At 67.5% G+C, this 12,953-nt stretch carries 15 protein-coding genes; 8 read left to right on the forward strand and 7 right to left on the reverse strand.

What is annotated here, in order from left to right; translation table 11 throughout:
- Positions 1–26 precede the first annotated feature (26 nt).
- From fliQ to flgB, 4 genes are read right to left on the reverse strand one after another with little or no spacing between them, the layout of a single operon-like run.
- The gene (gene fliQ, locus AC1DEZ_RS07110) at positions 27–293 is read right to left on the reverse strand and encodes a flagellar biosynthesis protein FliQ (RefSeq protein WP_441513050.1); all 267 of its coding nucleotides are present in this window, start codon (positions 291–293) and stop codon (positions 27–29) included.
- 23 nt (positions 294–316) lie between these two features.
- Complete coding sequence (fliE, locus tag AC1DEZ_RS07115; protein WP_441513049.1) at positions 317–640, reverse strand: flagellar hook-basal body complex protein FliE; 324 nt, start codon at positions 638–640, stop codon at positions 317–319.
- Positions 641–672: 32 nt separating this feature from the next.
- Positions 673–1,083, reverse strand: coding sequence for a flagellar basal body rod protein FlgC (flgC, locus tag AC1DEZ_RS07120; RefSeq protein WP_441513048.1), 411 nt, complete (start codon positions 1,081–1,083; stop codon positions 673–675).
- A 17-nt stretch (positions 1,084–1,100) separates the two neighbouring features.
- The gene (gene flgB / locus AC1DEZ_RS07125) at positions 1,101–1,502 is read right to left on the reverse strand and encodes a flagellar basal body rod protein FlgB (RefSeq protein WP_441513047.1); all 402 of its coding nucleotides are present in this window, start codon (positions 1,500–1,502) and stop codon (positions 1,101–1,103) included.
- 209 nt (positions 1,503–1,711) lie between these two features.
- Between flgB and AC1DEZ_RS07130 the strand changes: the two genes are divergently transcribed.
- On the forward strand, positions 1,712–3,082 hold the full coding sequence (locus tag AC1DEZ_RS07130) for a hypothetical protein (protein ID WP_476779188.1): 1,371 nt from the start codon (positions 1,712–1,714) through the stop codon (positions 3,080–3,082).
- 158 nt (positions 3,083–3,240) lie between these two features.
- Entirely contained in the window at positions 3,241–4,011 is a 771-nt protein-coding gene (gene fliP / locus AC1DEZ_RS07135) for a flagellar type III secretion system pore protein FliP (RefSeq protein ID WP_476779189.1), read from the forward strand.
- Positions 4,012–4,024: 13 nt separating this feature from the next.
- On the opposite strand, the gene rnd is transcribed toward fliP, so the two are convergent.
- Positions 4,025–5,164 carry a ribonuclease D gene (rnd, locus tag AC1DEZ_RS07140; RefSeq protein WP_441513044.1) on the reverse strand — a complete coding sequence of 380 codons (1,140 nt, stop codon included), beginning with the start codon at positions 5,162–5,164 and terminating at the stop codon, positions 4,025–4,027.
- Positions 5,165–5,309: 145 nt separating this feature from the next.
- Between rnd and aspS the strand changes: the two genes are divergently transcribed.
- From aspS to AC1DEZ_RS07165, 5 genes are read left to right on the forward strand one after another with little or no spacing between them, the layout of a single operon-like run.
- Positions 5,310–7,088 (forward strand): aspartate--tRNA ligase, encoded by a 1,779-nt coding sequence (gene aspS, locus AC1DEZ_RS07145; RefSeq protein ID WP_476779357.1) that lies wholly within the window; start codon positions 5,310–5,312, stop codon positions 7,086–7,088.
- A gap of 5 nt (positions 7,089–7,093) precedes the next feature.
- Positions 7,094–7,465: a hypothetical protein gene (locus AC1DEZ_RS07150; protein WP_476779190.1), complete on the forward strand. Its 372-nt coding sequence runs from the start codon at positions 7,094–7,096 to the stop codon at positions 7,463–7,465.
- Positions 7,466–7,480: 15 nt separating this feature from the next.
- Complete coding sequence (locus AC1DEZ_RS07155; RefSeq protein WP_476779191.1) at positions 7,481–7,783, forward strand: hypothetical protein; 303 nt, start codon at positions 7,481–7,483, stop codon at positions 7,781–7,783.
- A 42-nt stretch (positions 7,784–7,825) separates the two neighbouring features.
- On the forward strand, positions 7,826–8,707 hold the full coding sequence (locus AC1DEZ_RS07160) for a glycosyltransferase family 2 protein (RefSeq protein WP_441513041.1): 882 nt from the start codon (positions 7,826–7,828) through the stop codon (positions 8,705–8,707).
- A complete protein-coding gene (locus tag AC1DEZ_RS07165; RefSeq protein WP_476779192.1) occupies positions 8,704–9,756 on the forward strand; it encodes an acyltransferase family protein in 1,053 nt (350 codons plus the stop codon). The genes AC1DEZ_RS07160 and AC1DEZ_RS07165 overlap by 4 nt, the downstream gene beginning before the upstream one ends.
- On the opposite strand, the gene AC1DEZ_RS07170 is transcribed toward AC1DEZ_RS07165, so the two are convergent.
- Positions 9,728–10,441, reverse strand: coding sequence for a CatB-related O-acetyltransferase (locus AC1DEZ_RS07170; RefSeq protein ID WP_476779193.1), 714 nt, complete (start codon positions 10,439–10,441; stop codon positions 9,728–9,730). The two genes, AC1DEZ_RS07165 and AC1DEZ_RS07170, sit on opposite strands and share 29 nt — an antisense overlap.
- The gene (locus tag AC1DEZ_RS07175; protein ID WP_476779194.1) at positions 10,431–12,269 is read right to left on the reverse strand and encodes a hypothetical protein; all 1,839 of its coding nucleotides are present in this window, start codon (positions 12,267–12,269) and stop codon (positions 10,431–10,433) included. Before AC1DEZ_RS07175 ends, AC1DEZ_RS07170 begins: the two co-directional genes overlap by 11 nt.
- A gap of 207 nt (positions 12,270–12,476) precedes the next feature.
- Here AC1DEZ_RS07175 and AC1DEZ_RS07180 point away from each other — a divergent pair, with 207 nt between their 5' ends.
- On the forward strand, positions 12,477–12,950 hold the full coding sequence (locus tag AC1DEZ_RS07180) for a DUF192 domain-containing protein (protein ID WP_476779195.1): 474 nt from the start codon (positions 12,477–12,479) through the stop codon (positions 12,948–12,950).
- Positions 12,951–12,953: the final 3 nt, after the last annotated feature.

The raw sequence follows: 12,953 nt of genomic DNA on the forward strand, positions 1-12,953 counted from the left end.
GCGGGCCGGCTGCAGTCGCGACAGGATCATCCGCCCGTGGCGATTCGGGCGGCGACTCGCCCCATATAACCCGCCAGCGCGTCACCCATGAATGGCAGAAACAGCATCAGCGCGGCAAAGACGGCGACGATCTTCGGGACGAAGACGAGAGTCTGTTCCTGGATCTGGGTCAGCGCCTGCACCAGCGAGACGGCGAGGCCGACGACGAGCGCGATCACCATCAGCGGTCCACCGACCTTGAGGAAGACGACGATGCCGTCGCGCGCGATGTCGAGAATGGCTCCGGAGGTCATGGTTTTTCCCGATCCCTTGGCCGTCAGACCGGCATCCGCATGATTTCTTCATAGGCCGCGATCACGCGGTCGCGCACTGCGACCAGCGTCTCGATCGCAGCCTCGCTCTCGGCCACTGCTGTGACGACATTGACGATGTCGGCCCGGCCGCCGGCAACGGTGGCGGTCTGGGTATCGGCCTTGCGGCCGGCCTCGGCGGTCGCGTCGAGCGCCTTGCCAAGCAGGGCGGAGAAATCCGGTCCGCCCGTTTCCGACGCGCCCGTGACGAGCGGCTTGCGCATCAGATTTCCGGCGCCCATCCCCTGGATGGAGGCGTAGGCGCCCGCGGCGAAACCCGGAGTAGCCATGGCGGTTCAGCCCCCTTCTGGAGCCGCGCGGTTCAGGCGCGCAGGATGTCGATGGTGCGCTGGATCATCCGGCGCGTCGAAGAGATCAGGTTGAGATTGGCCTCGTAGCTGCGCTGGGCCTCGCGCATGTCGACCATCTCGACCAGCGAATTGACGTTGGGCATCTTCACGTCGCCGTTGGCGTCGGCGACCGGATTGCCCGGCTCGTGCTTGACCTTGAAAGCGCTCTGGTCGCGCTGGACCTTCCCGAGCGCGACAAGCTGGGCATCGAGCTCGCGGTCGAAATGGCGCTGGAAGGTGGGAACCTTGCGGCGATAGGGATCGGCCCCCGCGCGCTCGGGGCCGGAATCGGCGTTGGCGATGTTCTCCGAAATGACGCGCATGCGGCCGGACTGGCTGCGCAGGCCCGAAGCGGCGACGGCGATGCTCTTGATCAGATCCATGATCGGCGTCCCAACCTTTAGCGTCCCTTGCCGATGGCGATTTTCATCAGGCCGAGCCCCTTGCTGTAGAGCGAGGCGGCCAGCTGATAGTCGGACTGGTTCTGCGCGACCTTGAGCATCTCGTCCTCGAGGTTCACCGCATTGCCGTTCGGCGTGGTCTCGAAGCGCGGGGCGCCGGTGCCGTCGAAGCCGCCATTGCCGGCGGACAGGCTCATATGGCCGGCGCTGGTCTGGGCGAGAGCCACACCGGCGCGAGCGGGGTCGACACTTGGCGGCTTCAGGTCGACCGGGCGGAAGCCGGGGCTGTCGGCATTGGCGACGTTCTCGGCCAGAATCTTCTGGCGCGACTGCTGGTACTGCATGCGCAGTTTCAGCGCCTGCATCAGGCCGCCGCCGATGCTCAAGCCGTCATTAGCCATGGCCCAGCTCCTCGCTGCATTGCCCGATACTAGGCAAATCCTGCCGGGCTCATGGTTAACAGGCAGTTAAATCTGCGGCATTTCACAGGTCGCGTTAACCACGCATTCACCATGTTTCCCGATGGTGAAAGCGTTATGCTATAGCTAAGGTGTTGAACCTCGTGCGGAACTTCGGCCGCTCGGGGCCGTCTTCGCAGATGAGGCAGACCTTGCAGAGCTTGTTCGGATTGGAACTCTCGACCGCGCAGAAGGTGATCGTCGCCTCTGTCGTCATCCTTGTGCTTCTCGCCCTGCTCGGACTGTTCGTGCGGCAGATCCAGGGCGGCCGGTTGCGGCTGCGCGGCCATGCCGGCGGTCGCCAGCGCCAGCCGCGTCTCGGTGTCGTCGACAGCTACGATCTCGACCGCCAGCGCCAGCTCGTTCTCATCAGGCGCGACAATGTCGAGCATCTCGTCATGATCGGCGGTGCCTCCGACGTCGTGGTCGAAGCCAATATCCTGCGAAGCGGGGGCCGCGCGGCCGCGCCGAACTACAATGAGACGGCGCTGCCCGACCGTCCGCTGCCGCCGTTCGAGACGCTGGTTCCGCCGGCCGAACCGCCCGCGCGCGCCGGCGACGAACCGCGCAGGACGCCTGCCGTCACCGAGGCCCCCGATGTTCTGCCGCCGCTGCCGACGCGTTCGGGGCCGGCGCATGGCGATATCGCGGCCACTGCCGCCGCGAGCGCGGGGGTTGCAGCTGCCCTCGGCCTCGCCGGCGGCGAGACGCAGCCGGCGCCGAAGCCTTTCGTACCTCCCGCGCCGCCGGCACCGATCCCGCCGCTGACGACAGGTCCGGCCCCGAGTTTCGCGCGCGAACATGCGCCGCCGCCGGCGGTCAGCGCGGGCGAGCTCGACGACATGACGCGCCAGCTCGAAGAGGCGCTGAAGCGCCCCTTCTCGGCTGTGCGCCCAGCCAATCTGCCGGGCGAAGCCTCGCAGGAGAGCGCTGCCCCGCCGGTGAAGCCGCCGGTGCCGCCGGTCAGGCCCTTCGAGAAGCCGGTTACCGAAGCGCCGAAGCCGGCCGTCGAGCCGCCGCCTGTGCCCGAGCCGAAGGTTGTTCCGAAGCCTGAACCGGCTCCGATCCCGGCCGCGCCGATGCGACAGCCGGTGCTGCCGAGCGATGTCGAGGCGGAACTTGCGGCCGCGCTGGGGCTGACACCGGAGCGCGCGGCTCCCAAGCCCGCTCCCGCGGTGCCTGCTCCTGCGCCTGCGGTTAAGGCTCCCGAACCTAAGCCGGTCGAGACGAAGGCGCCGGAGCCGCCGCCGCCTGTTGTTCCTCCCAAGCCGAGCGAGCCCACGCCGGTGATCATTGAGGACGAGTTCGAGGAGGCTTTCGCGGCCGTCGCGAAGCCGGAGCCTCGGCAAGAAGCCACGCCCGAGCCAGAGGCGAAGCCCCAAGCCAAGCCCGAGCCCGAAGCTGCCCCCAAGGCAGACAAGCCGGCCGAGCCCGAGTCGAAGGAGCTCGATCCGTTCTCGGTCGATGCCATCGAGGCCGAGTTCGCCCGCCTGCTCGGGCGCGACCCCAAGGCGAAGTCCTAAGACGATCTCGGCTATCGCGCCGCCGGCCCACACCCGCGGCCATCAACAGGAATGTCGGCCCTCGGGCCCCGGGACGCCGCGCATGTGTTGCGCGGCGTTTTGCCGTGGCTAGCCTCCTCCCGTCCGATCGCGTGAGTCGGGCGTAGCGGCAGCCGCGTGTGACACCGAGTTTCAGACCAGCGAGACGCTATCGTTTCGGGCGCGCCCTGCTGGCCGCCGCCCTGCTGCTTGCGCTGCAGGCCACGCCGGCGCTGCCGCAGACCCTGTCGCTCGATCTGGGGCAGGGCGGTGGCGTCGCCGAACGGGCGCTGCAACTCATCGCCGTCATCACGGTGCTGTCGCTGGCGCCGTCGATCCTGATCATGGTGACCTCGTTCACCCGGATCGTGGTGGTGCTGTCGCTGCTGCGCTCGGCGCTGGGCACGCAGACGGCGCCGCCCAACGCCGTCATCATCGGGCTCTCACTGTTCCTCACCGGATTCGTCATGGCGCCGACGCTGCGGGAGGCCTACACCAACGCCATCCAGCCGCTGGTCGCAGGGCAGATTCAGCCGCAGGAGGCCTATAACCGCGGCGTCGTGCCCTTCAAGACGTTCATGCTCAGGCATGTCCGCGAGAAGGATCTCGCGCTCTTCCTCGACATGTCGCAGGGGCCGCGCCCGCAGCAGCCGCAGGATGTCGGCGTCGAGGTGCTCGTCCCCGCCTTCATGATCTCGGAACTCCGGCGCGCCTTCGAGATCGGATTCCTGCTGTTCGTGCCCTTCCTGATCATCGACCTCGTGGTGGCGTCGATCCTGATGTCGGTGGGCATGATGATGCTGCCGCCGGTGACGGTGGCGCTGCCGTTCAAGCTGATCTTCTTCGTCCTGGTCGACGGCTGGGGACTGGTGACGGGCTCGCTGGTGAAGAGCTACGGCGTCGGCGGCTAGGCTGCCGGGCCTGCTAGCTCACCACGACCCGGCCGCGCTGGATACGCAGGCTGAGCGAGCCGTTCTTCAAAGCCAGGGCCTTCTCGCCGAAGACCTCGCGGCGCCAACCCTTGAGCGCGGGAACATCCGAAAGCTCATCCGACGCGATGGCTTCGAGGTCGTCGCTCGAGGCGATGATCTTCGGCGCGACGCGCTCGGCATCGGCCACCGCCTTGAGCAGGACCTTGAGCAGGTCGAGCACGGCGCCGTTCGCCGGCCGGCCGCGTTCGCGCTCCAGCCTGGGTAAGGTCTTGGGATCGATCGCGGCCGAGCGCTCGATCGCCGCGAGAACCTCGGCACCGTTGCGCGAGCGCTCGAAGCCATTGGGGACGGAGCGCAACTCAGCAAGGGCTTCGACCGTGCGTGGGCCGCGCTGGACGATGTCCATCAGCGCATCGTCCTTGAGAACGCGCTGACGCGGCACGTCACGGCCCTGAGCCTCGCGCTCGCGCCAGGCGGCGACTTCCATCAGGATCGGCAATTCGCGCGGCTTGCGGACGCGCCCCTTCAGCCGCAGCCAGGCGTTCTCGGGCTTGACCTCGTAGGTCCCGGGCGAGGTCAGCACCGCCATCTCCTCGGCGACCCAGCTCTCGCGGCCGCTCGCATCGAGATCGGCCTTCAGCGCGAGATAGATCTGGCGCAGATAGGTGACATCCGACTCCGCATAGGCGAGCTGCGCCTCGGTGAGCGGGCGGCGCGACCAGTCGGTGAAGCGGGAGGACTTGTCGATGCGGGCCTTGGCGAGATCGTTGGCGAGCTGCTCGTAGCCGACCGAGTCGCCGTAGCCGCAGACCATGGCGGCGACCTGCGTGTCGAAAAGCGGTGCCGGCAGCACGCGCCCGAGCAGCCAGACGATTTCCAGGTCCTGCCGGGCAGCGTGGAAGACTTTCACCACGGACGCGTTGACCATCAGCCCGAAGAACGGGGCGAGGTCGAGATCGGGCGCCAGCGGATCGACCAGAACGGCTTCCTCCGGCGACGCGAGCTGGATCAGGCACAGCTTCGGATAATAGGTCGTCTCGCGCAGGAACTCGGTATCGACCGTCACGAAAGGGTGGGCGGCGAGGCGGTCGCAGGCGGCGGCGAGGGCAGCGGTATCAGTGATCAGATGCATGGCCTTCGGCTCTTAGCAGAGTCCGGGGCCGGATGTCGCGGCCGTTCTTGACATTTCGGGCGCGCGCGTGTGGTTAGCCCGCAAGCTGCGGCCGGCGCCATTTGGCCGGCTTCCATTGCCTTTCCGAAAGACCGATCCCGTGACCCTGCATCGCTATCGTTCCCACACCTGCGGCGCGCTCCGCGAGAGCGACATCGGCCAGACCGTGCGGCTTTCCGGCTGGTGCCATCGCATCCGCGACCATGGCGGCGTGCTCTTCATCGACCTGCGCGACCATTACGGCATGACGCAGGTCGTGATCGATCCGGATTCTCCAGCCTTTGCCGATGCCGAAACGTTGCGCTCGGAATGGGTCGTGCGCATCGACGGCAAGGTCAAGGCCCGCCTCGCCGGCACCGAGAACGCCAACCTGCCGACCGGCGCGGTTGAGGTCTTCGCGACGGGTATCGAGGTGCTCGGCCCCTCGGCCGAGCTGCCGCTGCCGGTCTTCGGCGATCTCGAATACCCGGAAGACACGCGCCTGAAATACCGCTTCCTCGATCTGCGTCGCGAGAAGCTGCACAACAACATCATGCTGCGCACCAAGGTCATCGACTCCATGCGCCGCCGCATGAAGGAGTCGGGCTTCTCCGAGTTCCAGACGCCGATCCTGACGGCGTCCTCGCCGGAAGGCGCGCGCGACTTCCTCGTGCCTAGCCGCCTGCATCCGGGCAAGTTCTACGCGCTGCCGCAGGCGCCGCAGCAGTACAAGCAGCTCCTGATGATGGCGGGCTTCGACCGCTACTTCCAGATCGCGCCYTGYTTCCGCGAYGAGGACCCGCGCGCCGACCGGCTGCCGGGCGAGTTCTACCAGCTCGACGTCGAGATGAGCTTCGTCGAGCAGGAGGACGTGTTCGCGACGATGGAGCCGGTGATCACCGGCGTCTTCGAGGAGTTCGCCGAAGGTAAGAAAGTCGCGCGCGACTGGCCGCGCATTCCCTATGCCGAGGCGATGGCGAAGTACGGCTCCGACAAGCCCGACCTGCGCAACCCGCTCATCATGCAGGATGTTTCCGAGCATTTCCGCGGCTCGGGCTTCAAGGTCTTCGCGCGCATCCTCGAGGGCGAGAAGAACCGCGTCTGGGCCATTCCGGCGCCGGGCGGCGGCAGCCGCGCCTTCTGCGACCGCATTAACTCCTGGGCGCAGGGCGAGGGGCAGCCCGGCCTCGGCTACCTGATGGTCAAGGAGGACGGCGAAGGGCAGGGGCCGATCGCTAACAACATCGGACCGGAGCGCGTCGCCGGCATCATCGCGCAGATGGGCCTGAAGGGCGGCGATGCCTGCTTCTTCGTCGCAGGCGACCCCGACAAGTTCGTGAAGTTCGCAGGCTCGGCCCGCAACAAGGTCGGTCAGGAGCTCAACCTGATCGACGAGAACGCCTATGCCTTCGCCTGGATCGTCGATTTCCCGATGTTCGAGTACAACGAGGACGAGAAGAAGGTCGATTTCTCGCACAACCCCTTCTCGATGCCGCAGGGCGGCCTGAAGGCGCTGACCGAGGAAGACCCGCTCTCGCTCAAGGCGTTCCAGTACGACATCGCCTGCAATGGCTACGAGCTCGCCTCCGGCGGTATCCGCAACCACCGCCCCGAGGCGATGGTGAAGGCCTTCGAGATCGCCGGATATGGCGAGGAGACCGTGATCGAGCGCTTCGGCGGCATGTACCGCGCCTTCCAGTACGGCGCGCCGCCGCATGGCGGCATGGCGGCCGGCGTCGACCGCATCATCATGCTGCTGGCGGGGGCGACGAATCTGCGCGAGGTCGCGCTGTTCCCGATGAACCAGCAAGCCGTCGATCTGCTGATGGGAGCACCGGCCGAGGCGACGCCGAAGCAGCTGCGCGAGGCGCATCTGCGGGTCAACCTGCCCGAGAAGAACGGCTGACCACCATGCCTTCGCTGCCTGCCGGGCGAGCCCTGTCGCTCGCCTGCCTTCTCACGCTGCCGCTTGGCGCCTGCGTCGCCGGTGAGGCCGATACCAGCGCCGGGCGTGCCTCGGTTCTGGCCACGACCATCTCGCGCGCGACCGCCTGCAAGGCGGGTAGGCCGCAGCGCGGCACGCTCGATCGCTTCCTCGCCTCCGAGAAGGCGCGTGGGGCAAGCGACGAGCAGATCGCCGCTGCCCGTTCTGCCTATGTCGGCGTGTCCGAGGCAGAGACCGTCAATCAGGGTATTCGTCCTGAGCCTTGCACGGTCGAGGAGCGGGGGCAGCTCAAGGAACGCATGGGCCGCATCCGCGGCGGGAACTTCGACGCCTCCTGAACGGCTGCCGATTTCATGACCTCTGCCAAACCATTCGCCGCGGGGCTGATGCTCCTCGCGATTGCCGGGTGCACCAGCATTGCCGGTCCGCCGGCCGGCACCGTGGAGTATGCTGCCGCGACGGTTTCGCGCGCCTATGATTGCGGCTTGAGGGTCGATCGCGGCCGCATCATCGCCCGGCTCGACCGGCAGGACCGCCAGCGCTTCATCGCGGCCAATGCCGGCTATGCCGTGAAATCCTACAAGGCGCCGCATCGCTGCGACGCAGCGGAGCGCGAGCGCGTGCAAGGCGAGATCGGCGCGCTCGCCCGGCGCTGAATTCGCTTGCGTCCGGCGCTGTGTCGAGGCCACAAGGCCGCGATGCCCGCCGCCGCCATCACCGCCATCGTCGTCAGCTACGACAGCGCCGAGGTTCTGCCCGCCTGCCTCGATGCGCTGGCGGCCGAGGGCGTGCCGGCGATCGTCGTCGACAATGCCAGCGGGGATGAGAGCCGCAGCATCGCTGCCGCGAAGGGCGCAAGGGTCATCGCGAACGCCCGCAACGAGGGCTATGGACGCGGCAACAATATCGGCATCGCTGCTGCCGATACGCCCTATGTTCTGATCGTCAATCCCGATCTGGAGGTCCGGCCGGGGGCGGTTGCGGCACTGCTGGAGGCGGCGGGGCGGTATCCCGATGCCGGCATGCTGGCGCCCCGCATCGTCGAGCCTTCGGGCCGCATTTTTTTGCAGCCACGCTCGCTGCTCTCGCCTGATCATCTCAACCGCAGCGGCGGCATGGTCGTGCCGGAAGGCGATGCCTGTCTGCCCTTCCTCTCCGGCGCGTGCCTGCTGATCCGGCGCGAGCTGTTTCTGGCGATCGGCGGCTTCGACCCGGCGATCTTCCTGTTCTACGAGGACGACGATCTGTGCCGGCGCATGCGCGATGCCGGCCATGCGCTGATCCACGTCCATGACGCCGAGGCAAGGCATGGGCGCGGGCGCTCGACCGCGCCGTCCCCGCGGCGGCGCTTCAGGGCGCGCTGGCATCTCGCCTGGTCGGAACGATATATCTCGCGCAAATACGGCCTGCCGGAGCCGGGTCCGATCCGCACGCTCGAGAATTTCGGCAAGGCGATCGGCTACGGCCTGCTGCTCAACCGCGAGAAGATGAGCGCCCATGCCGGCTCGGTCGCGGGGGCGCAGGCCTGGCGACGCGGCCAGACGGCGCTGGCGCATGAGGGGCTGGAGGTTTCGCCATGATCGGGCGTGCGCCGCGCGTCGCGAAAGCGCTCGCCAATCCGCACAATAATTTCGGCGTGCTACGTCTGGTCATGGCCGTGGCCGTCGTGATCTCGCACGCGTTCAGCGTCACCGACGGGCGGCTCGAGCAGGAGCCCTGGTTCGCGACGACGGGCTTCACGCTCGGCGAACATGCCGTCAACGGCTTCTTCGCGATCTCCGGCTTCCTCGTCACGATGAGCTTTATGCGGCGCGGCTGGCGCGACTACGTGCTGGCGCGGGTGCTGCGGATCGCGCCCGGCCTGATCGCTGCGACGCTGGTCGTCGCCCTGCTGATCGGCGGGGCGATGACGAATCTCGATCTCGCCGCCTATTTCCGCGATCCGCGGCTGTGGCGCTTCATCGGCGCGACGCTGACCAGCTTCAAGAGCGCAGCCGCCCTGCCGGGCGTGTTCGAGGGCAATCCGCTGCAATTCCCGATGGGGACGGTCTGGACGCTGAAATACGAGACGCTCTGCTATCTCGGCGTTCTGGTCGCGGGCCTCGCCGGCCTGCTCGCCAGGCCGCGGCTGGCCCTGGCCGCGCTGGCGGCGCTCACTCTGGCGGTGGTCCTGCGCGAGCTGCTGATGCCCCACGGACCGAAGGGCACGGAGACGGCCCTGCGCTTGCCGCTGATCTTCCTCGCCGGCGGCGTCATCTATCTCTATCGCGAGCGGGTGACGCTCTCGCTGCCGCTGCTGGCGCTCGCGCTGCTCGCGTTGGTGCCGCTCGCTTACACGCCGCTCTACAAGGCGGCGCTTTATCTCGTCACGGCCTGGGGCGTTCTCGTGATCGCGCTCGCCCCGGCGCTGACGCGCCGCTCGGTCGAGCCGCCGGCAGACCTGTCCTACGGCGTCTATCTCTATGGCTGGCCGGTGCAGCAGGCTCTGCACGCGCTGTTTCCGGCCCTTGGCGCGGTTGCGCTGCTCTGGCCCTCGATGGTTGCGACCTTCGTGATCGCGGCCTTGTCCTGGTTCCTGGTCGAGAAGCCGGCGCTCAACCTCAAGCGCCGGTTGCTGCGCGCGTCCTGACCGCGGCGAGGAACTCCCCGATCCGCTCGCTCATGAGGAGTGGCAGGAGGGGGGCGAGCCGTTCGCGCGGAAGCTGCCACCAGCGGCTTTCGAGAAGTGCGGCGACCGTCGCCTCGTCGAAGCGCAGCCTGACGATGCGGGCCGGATTGCCCGCGACGATCGAATAGGGCGGCACGTCGCGCGTCACCACGGCCCGGGCCGCCACCACCGCGCCATGGCCGATGCGGAGGCCGGACAGGATCATGCATTGCGAGCCGAGCCAGACATCGTGGCCGATGACGACGTCGCCGCGCGTGGTGTCGTGGCCACTCATGCCCGCCGTCTCCGGCCAGAGGCGGGGCAGGGCGGGGAAGGGATAGGTCGTCACCCAGTCCAGCCGGTGATTGCCGCCGAGCAGGATCTCGACGCCATCCGCGATAGAGCCGTAGCGGCCGATGGCGAGCTTCGCCCCGCTTTCTGGGAAGCGGACCTTCGGCCGGCCATAGGTATAGGGGCCGAAGACGAATTGGCCCGGCCGCCGGCTGACCAGATGCGCCAGATGTAGCCGGGTCTGGTTGCTCGGGTTCAGCCGCTTGCGCAGCCAGCCGCGCGTGATGGCGGGCAGTCCTGCCCACCATCCCTGCAGGCGCGAAGGGCGCCAGTCGCGATCCTCGGGAGCGATGACGCCCTCCAGATCAGAGGGCATCGGCCTTGAGGTCGATCTTGTCGAAGATCTCGGTCGGCTCGGTCATGGTGATGACGTCGGCGAGACCGAGGCCGGTCTGCGACTTGGCGCTGGCCTGGACGTTGAGCGTGCCGGGCTTGGCGACGAAGCGCGAGACAGCGGCCGTCAGGGTCTTGGCGGCGTCGGAGGGGCCGAGGATCGCGGCGAGGCCGAGGCTCGCGACCATGGCATATTGCTGGCGGACCTCCTCGACCTTGCGCTTCGATTTGCGGGCCTCGTTCTCGATCATCTTCTCGACCAGGCCGAAGTTCTGCAGCTTGATCTGCAGATTGCGCGCGGTGGCGCCGAGCGCGGAGACCTGGGCGAGGGCGAGATCGCTGGAGAACAGGTCCTTCGTGACGTTCCCGAGCGTCCCGGAGGCGTCGAGCTGGACGAGGCCGGCGCTGCCCAGCGACAGCCTGCGGATGGCGAGCTCGTTCTTCGCTGCCTCCCAGGCCAGGTCGAGCTTGGCCGAAAGATCGAGCGAGCGAATGCCCATCGCGATCATGTCCTTGGCGGCCGGGTTGCCGGCCGTGTCGACGATCGGGGTCACCAGCTTGTCGATGGTCAGCGCGAGGCTGGTCGGAATGCCGTTGAGCTGCTCGCCGGCCTTGAGCTCGAAGGTGCCCAGCGCGATCTTGATCGCGTCCTTGCCGGTGACGGCGGGCGGCGCGTCGATCGAGATCCCGGCAAGGCGCACCGTGCCGATGGTCGGGATGAAGCGACGGAAATCGAGCTCCTCGATGGGCTTGTCGGGCTCGGTCAGGGCCGCGCGCAATTCGCGCAGGACCGGCGCGAAGGAGAAGCCGGAATAGCTGATCGCGTCGACGCCGCCCCTGGCAGGGCCGGAGCTGAAGCGGAAGCCTTCGAGCGCGAAGCCGGACTTGGCCGGCGTATCCTCGCCGAAGGCCATGCGGGCGATCTTGATGTCGACGTTGTCCGACTTGGCTCCCGACGCGGGGGGAGCGGAAACGGTCATCGCGAAGTCCCGAGCCTCGCCGCTGCCATATTCGAACATGTCGAAGAGCGAGAGCATGGACAGGCCGAGCCGCTTCTCGGCGTCGCTCTTCTCTGCGGGCTTCGCCTCGGACTTGTCGTCCTTCTTGGCGAGATCCTTCTTCTCGACCTCGTCGGAGGCGGCGGCGAGTTGGTTGATGACGTCGAGCAATGGCTCGGGGCCGACCTTGGCGGCGAAGCCGCGCAACGTGGTCTTGCCGAGTGACGCCTTGCCGGCCTTGCCCATGTCGAGGGCATAACCCTCCTGCTCGAAGCTGCCGATCAACGGCAGCATCTTCTCGTCGACGCCCGGCGCGGCCTTCTCGGTCAGCACCCGTGCGCTCTGGCGAAGATCGAAGGCGTCGAAGGCCGTGCGCTTCAGCTCACCCTTGAGCGGGCCGGTGGCGCCGCCGTCGCCGACGATCGTGCCGCTCGCGGATTCGCCGTGACCGATCCTGCCCTCGCGGATGTCCGTGAGGCGGATGTCGCGATAGGTCGTGGTCTGCTTCTGCTCGCCGAAATTCTGCACCATCGTCAGCTCCGGGGCGCTGATCTCGGTCGCATTCAGCCGTCCCGCACGCGCCGCGGCCGAATCACCGGCGGTGCTGGTGAACAGGGCGAGGAAGGCGTCCTTCTCCAGCGTCGAGCCTTTGACGGTGATCTTCGGCGCGTTGATCACCATCCGGCCGAGATCGATCTTGACGTTGTCGATCTGGAAATCGGCAGCCCAGACGGGCGACGCAAAGACAATGAGGACGGCCGTCAGGGCCGTGCCGGTAAGGTGCGTCGGCCGACGAAGGCGCGCGATCGTCATAAGGGGCTCCTGCTTCATTGGCCGGGCGAAACTGCCGCGAGCGGATAGCGAAAGAAAGCCGCCGAACTTTAGGAGGCAGCGTCCTGCATTCATATGACGAGGAAAGGCTTGACCGGAAGATGGCGGACACGGCCATCTGCCGAAGATTCGCCATCCACCGTTTCTAATGCATGAGAACGGCGATGGCCGCCATGGAGTTGGGAAGCGATGCACGCCTTCAAGACCGCTTTCGCCGCAATCGTACTCGTCCTGATGGCGCTGATGCCGGCCGCGGCGCAGAGCCAGCCCGCCGCAGCCGGTGCCGGGCTCGAGCCACTGGTCATCGTGAGCGGCGGTAGCCGGCACACATTCCAGGTCGAGGTGATGCGCACGCCCGACCAGCGCGCGAAGGGGCTGATGTTCCGCAACTACATGCCGGCGGACCGCGGCATGCTGTTCGACTTCGGCGCCAGCGAGTCTGTCGCGATGTGGATGCAGAACACCTACATCTCGCTCGACATGCTGTTCATCCGGGCGGACGGCACCATCGCGCGCATTGCCGAGCGGACCGAGCCGCTTTCCACGCGCACGATTCCCTCCGGCGAGCCGGTGCTCTCGGTGCTCGAGATCAATGGCGGCGTCAGCAAGCAGCTCGGAATCAAGCCCGGCGACAAGGTCGAGCATCCGCTTTTCAAGCGCTGAGAG

The organism is Allobosea sp. 10L422, from assembly GCF_056395345.1.

What these genes read in the sequence shown, in the direction of transcription:
- AC1DEZ_RS07180 (WP_476779195.1), top strand. Translation starts at nt 12,477, where the DNA reads ATGCACGCCTTCAAGACCGCTTTCGCCGCAATCGTACTCGTCCTGATG.
- AC1DEZ_RS07165 (WP_476779192.1), top strand. Translation starts at nt 8,704, where the DNA reads ATGATCGGGCGTGCGCCGCGCGTCGCGAAAGCGCTCGCCAATCCGCAC.
- AC1DEZ_RS07170 (WP_476779193.1), bottom strand. Translation starts at nt 10,441, where the DNA reads ATGCCCTCTGATCTGGAGGGCGTCATCGCTCCCGAGGATCGCGACTGG.
- AC1DEZ_RS07160 (WP_441513041.1), top strand. Translation starts at nt 7,826, where the DNA reads ATGCCCGCCGCCGCCATCACCGCCATCGTCGTCAGCTACGACAGCGCC.
- flgB (WP_441513047.1), bottom strand. Translation starts at nt 1,502, where the DNA reads ATGGCTAATGACGGCTTGAGCATCGGCGGCGGCCTGATGCAGGCGCTG.
- AC1DEZ_RS07175 (WP_476779194.1), bottom strand. Translation starts at nt 12,269, where the DNA reads ATGACGATCGCGCGCCTTCGTCGGCCGACGCACCTTACCGGCACGGCC.
- flgC (WP_441513048.1), bottom strand. Translation starts at nt 1,083, where the DNA reads ATGGATCTGATCAAGAGCATCGCCGTCGCCGCTTCGGGCCTGCGCAGC.
- AC1DEZ_RS07155 (WP_476779191.1), top strand. Translation starts at nt 7,481, where the DNA reads ATGACCTCTGCCAAACCATTCGCCGCGGGGCTGATGCTCCTCGCGATT.
- fliE (WP_441513049.1), bottom strand. Translation starts at nt 640, where the DNA reads ATGGCTACTCCGGGTTTCGCCGCGGGCGCCTACGCCTCCATCCAGGGG.
- fliQ (WP_441513050.1), bottom strand. Translation starts at nt 293, where the DNA reads ATGACCTCCGGAGCCATTCTCGACATCGCGCGCGACGGCATCGTCGTC.
- AC1DEZ_RS07150 (WP_476779190.1), top strand. Translation starts at nt 7,094, where the DNA reads ATGCCTTCGCTGCCTGCCGGGCGAGCCCTGTCGCTCGCCTGCCTTCTC.
- rnd (WP_441513044.1), bottom strand. Translation starts at nt 5,164, where the DNA reads ATGCATCTGATCACTGATACCGCTGCCCTCGCCGCCGCCTGCGACCGC.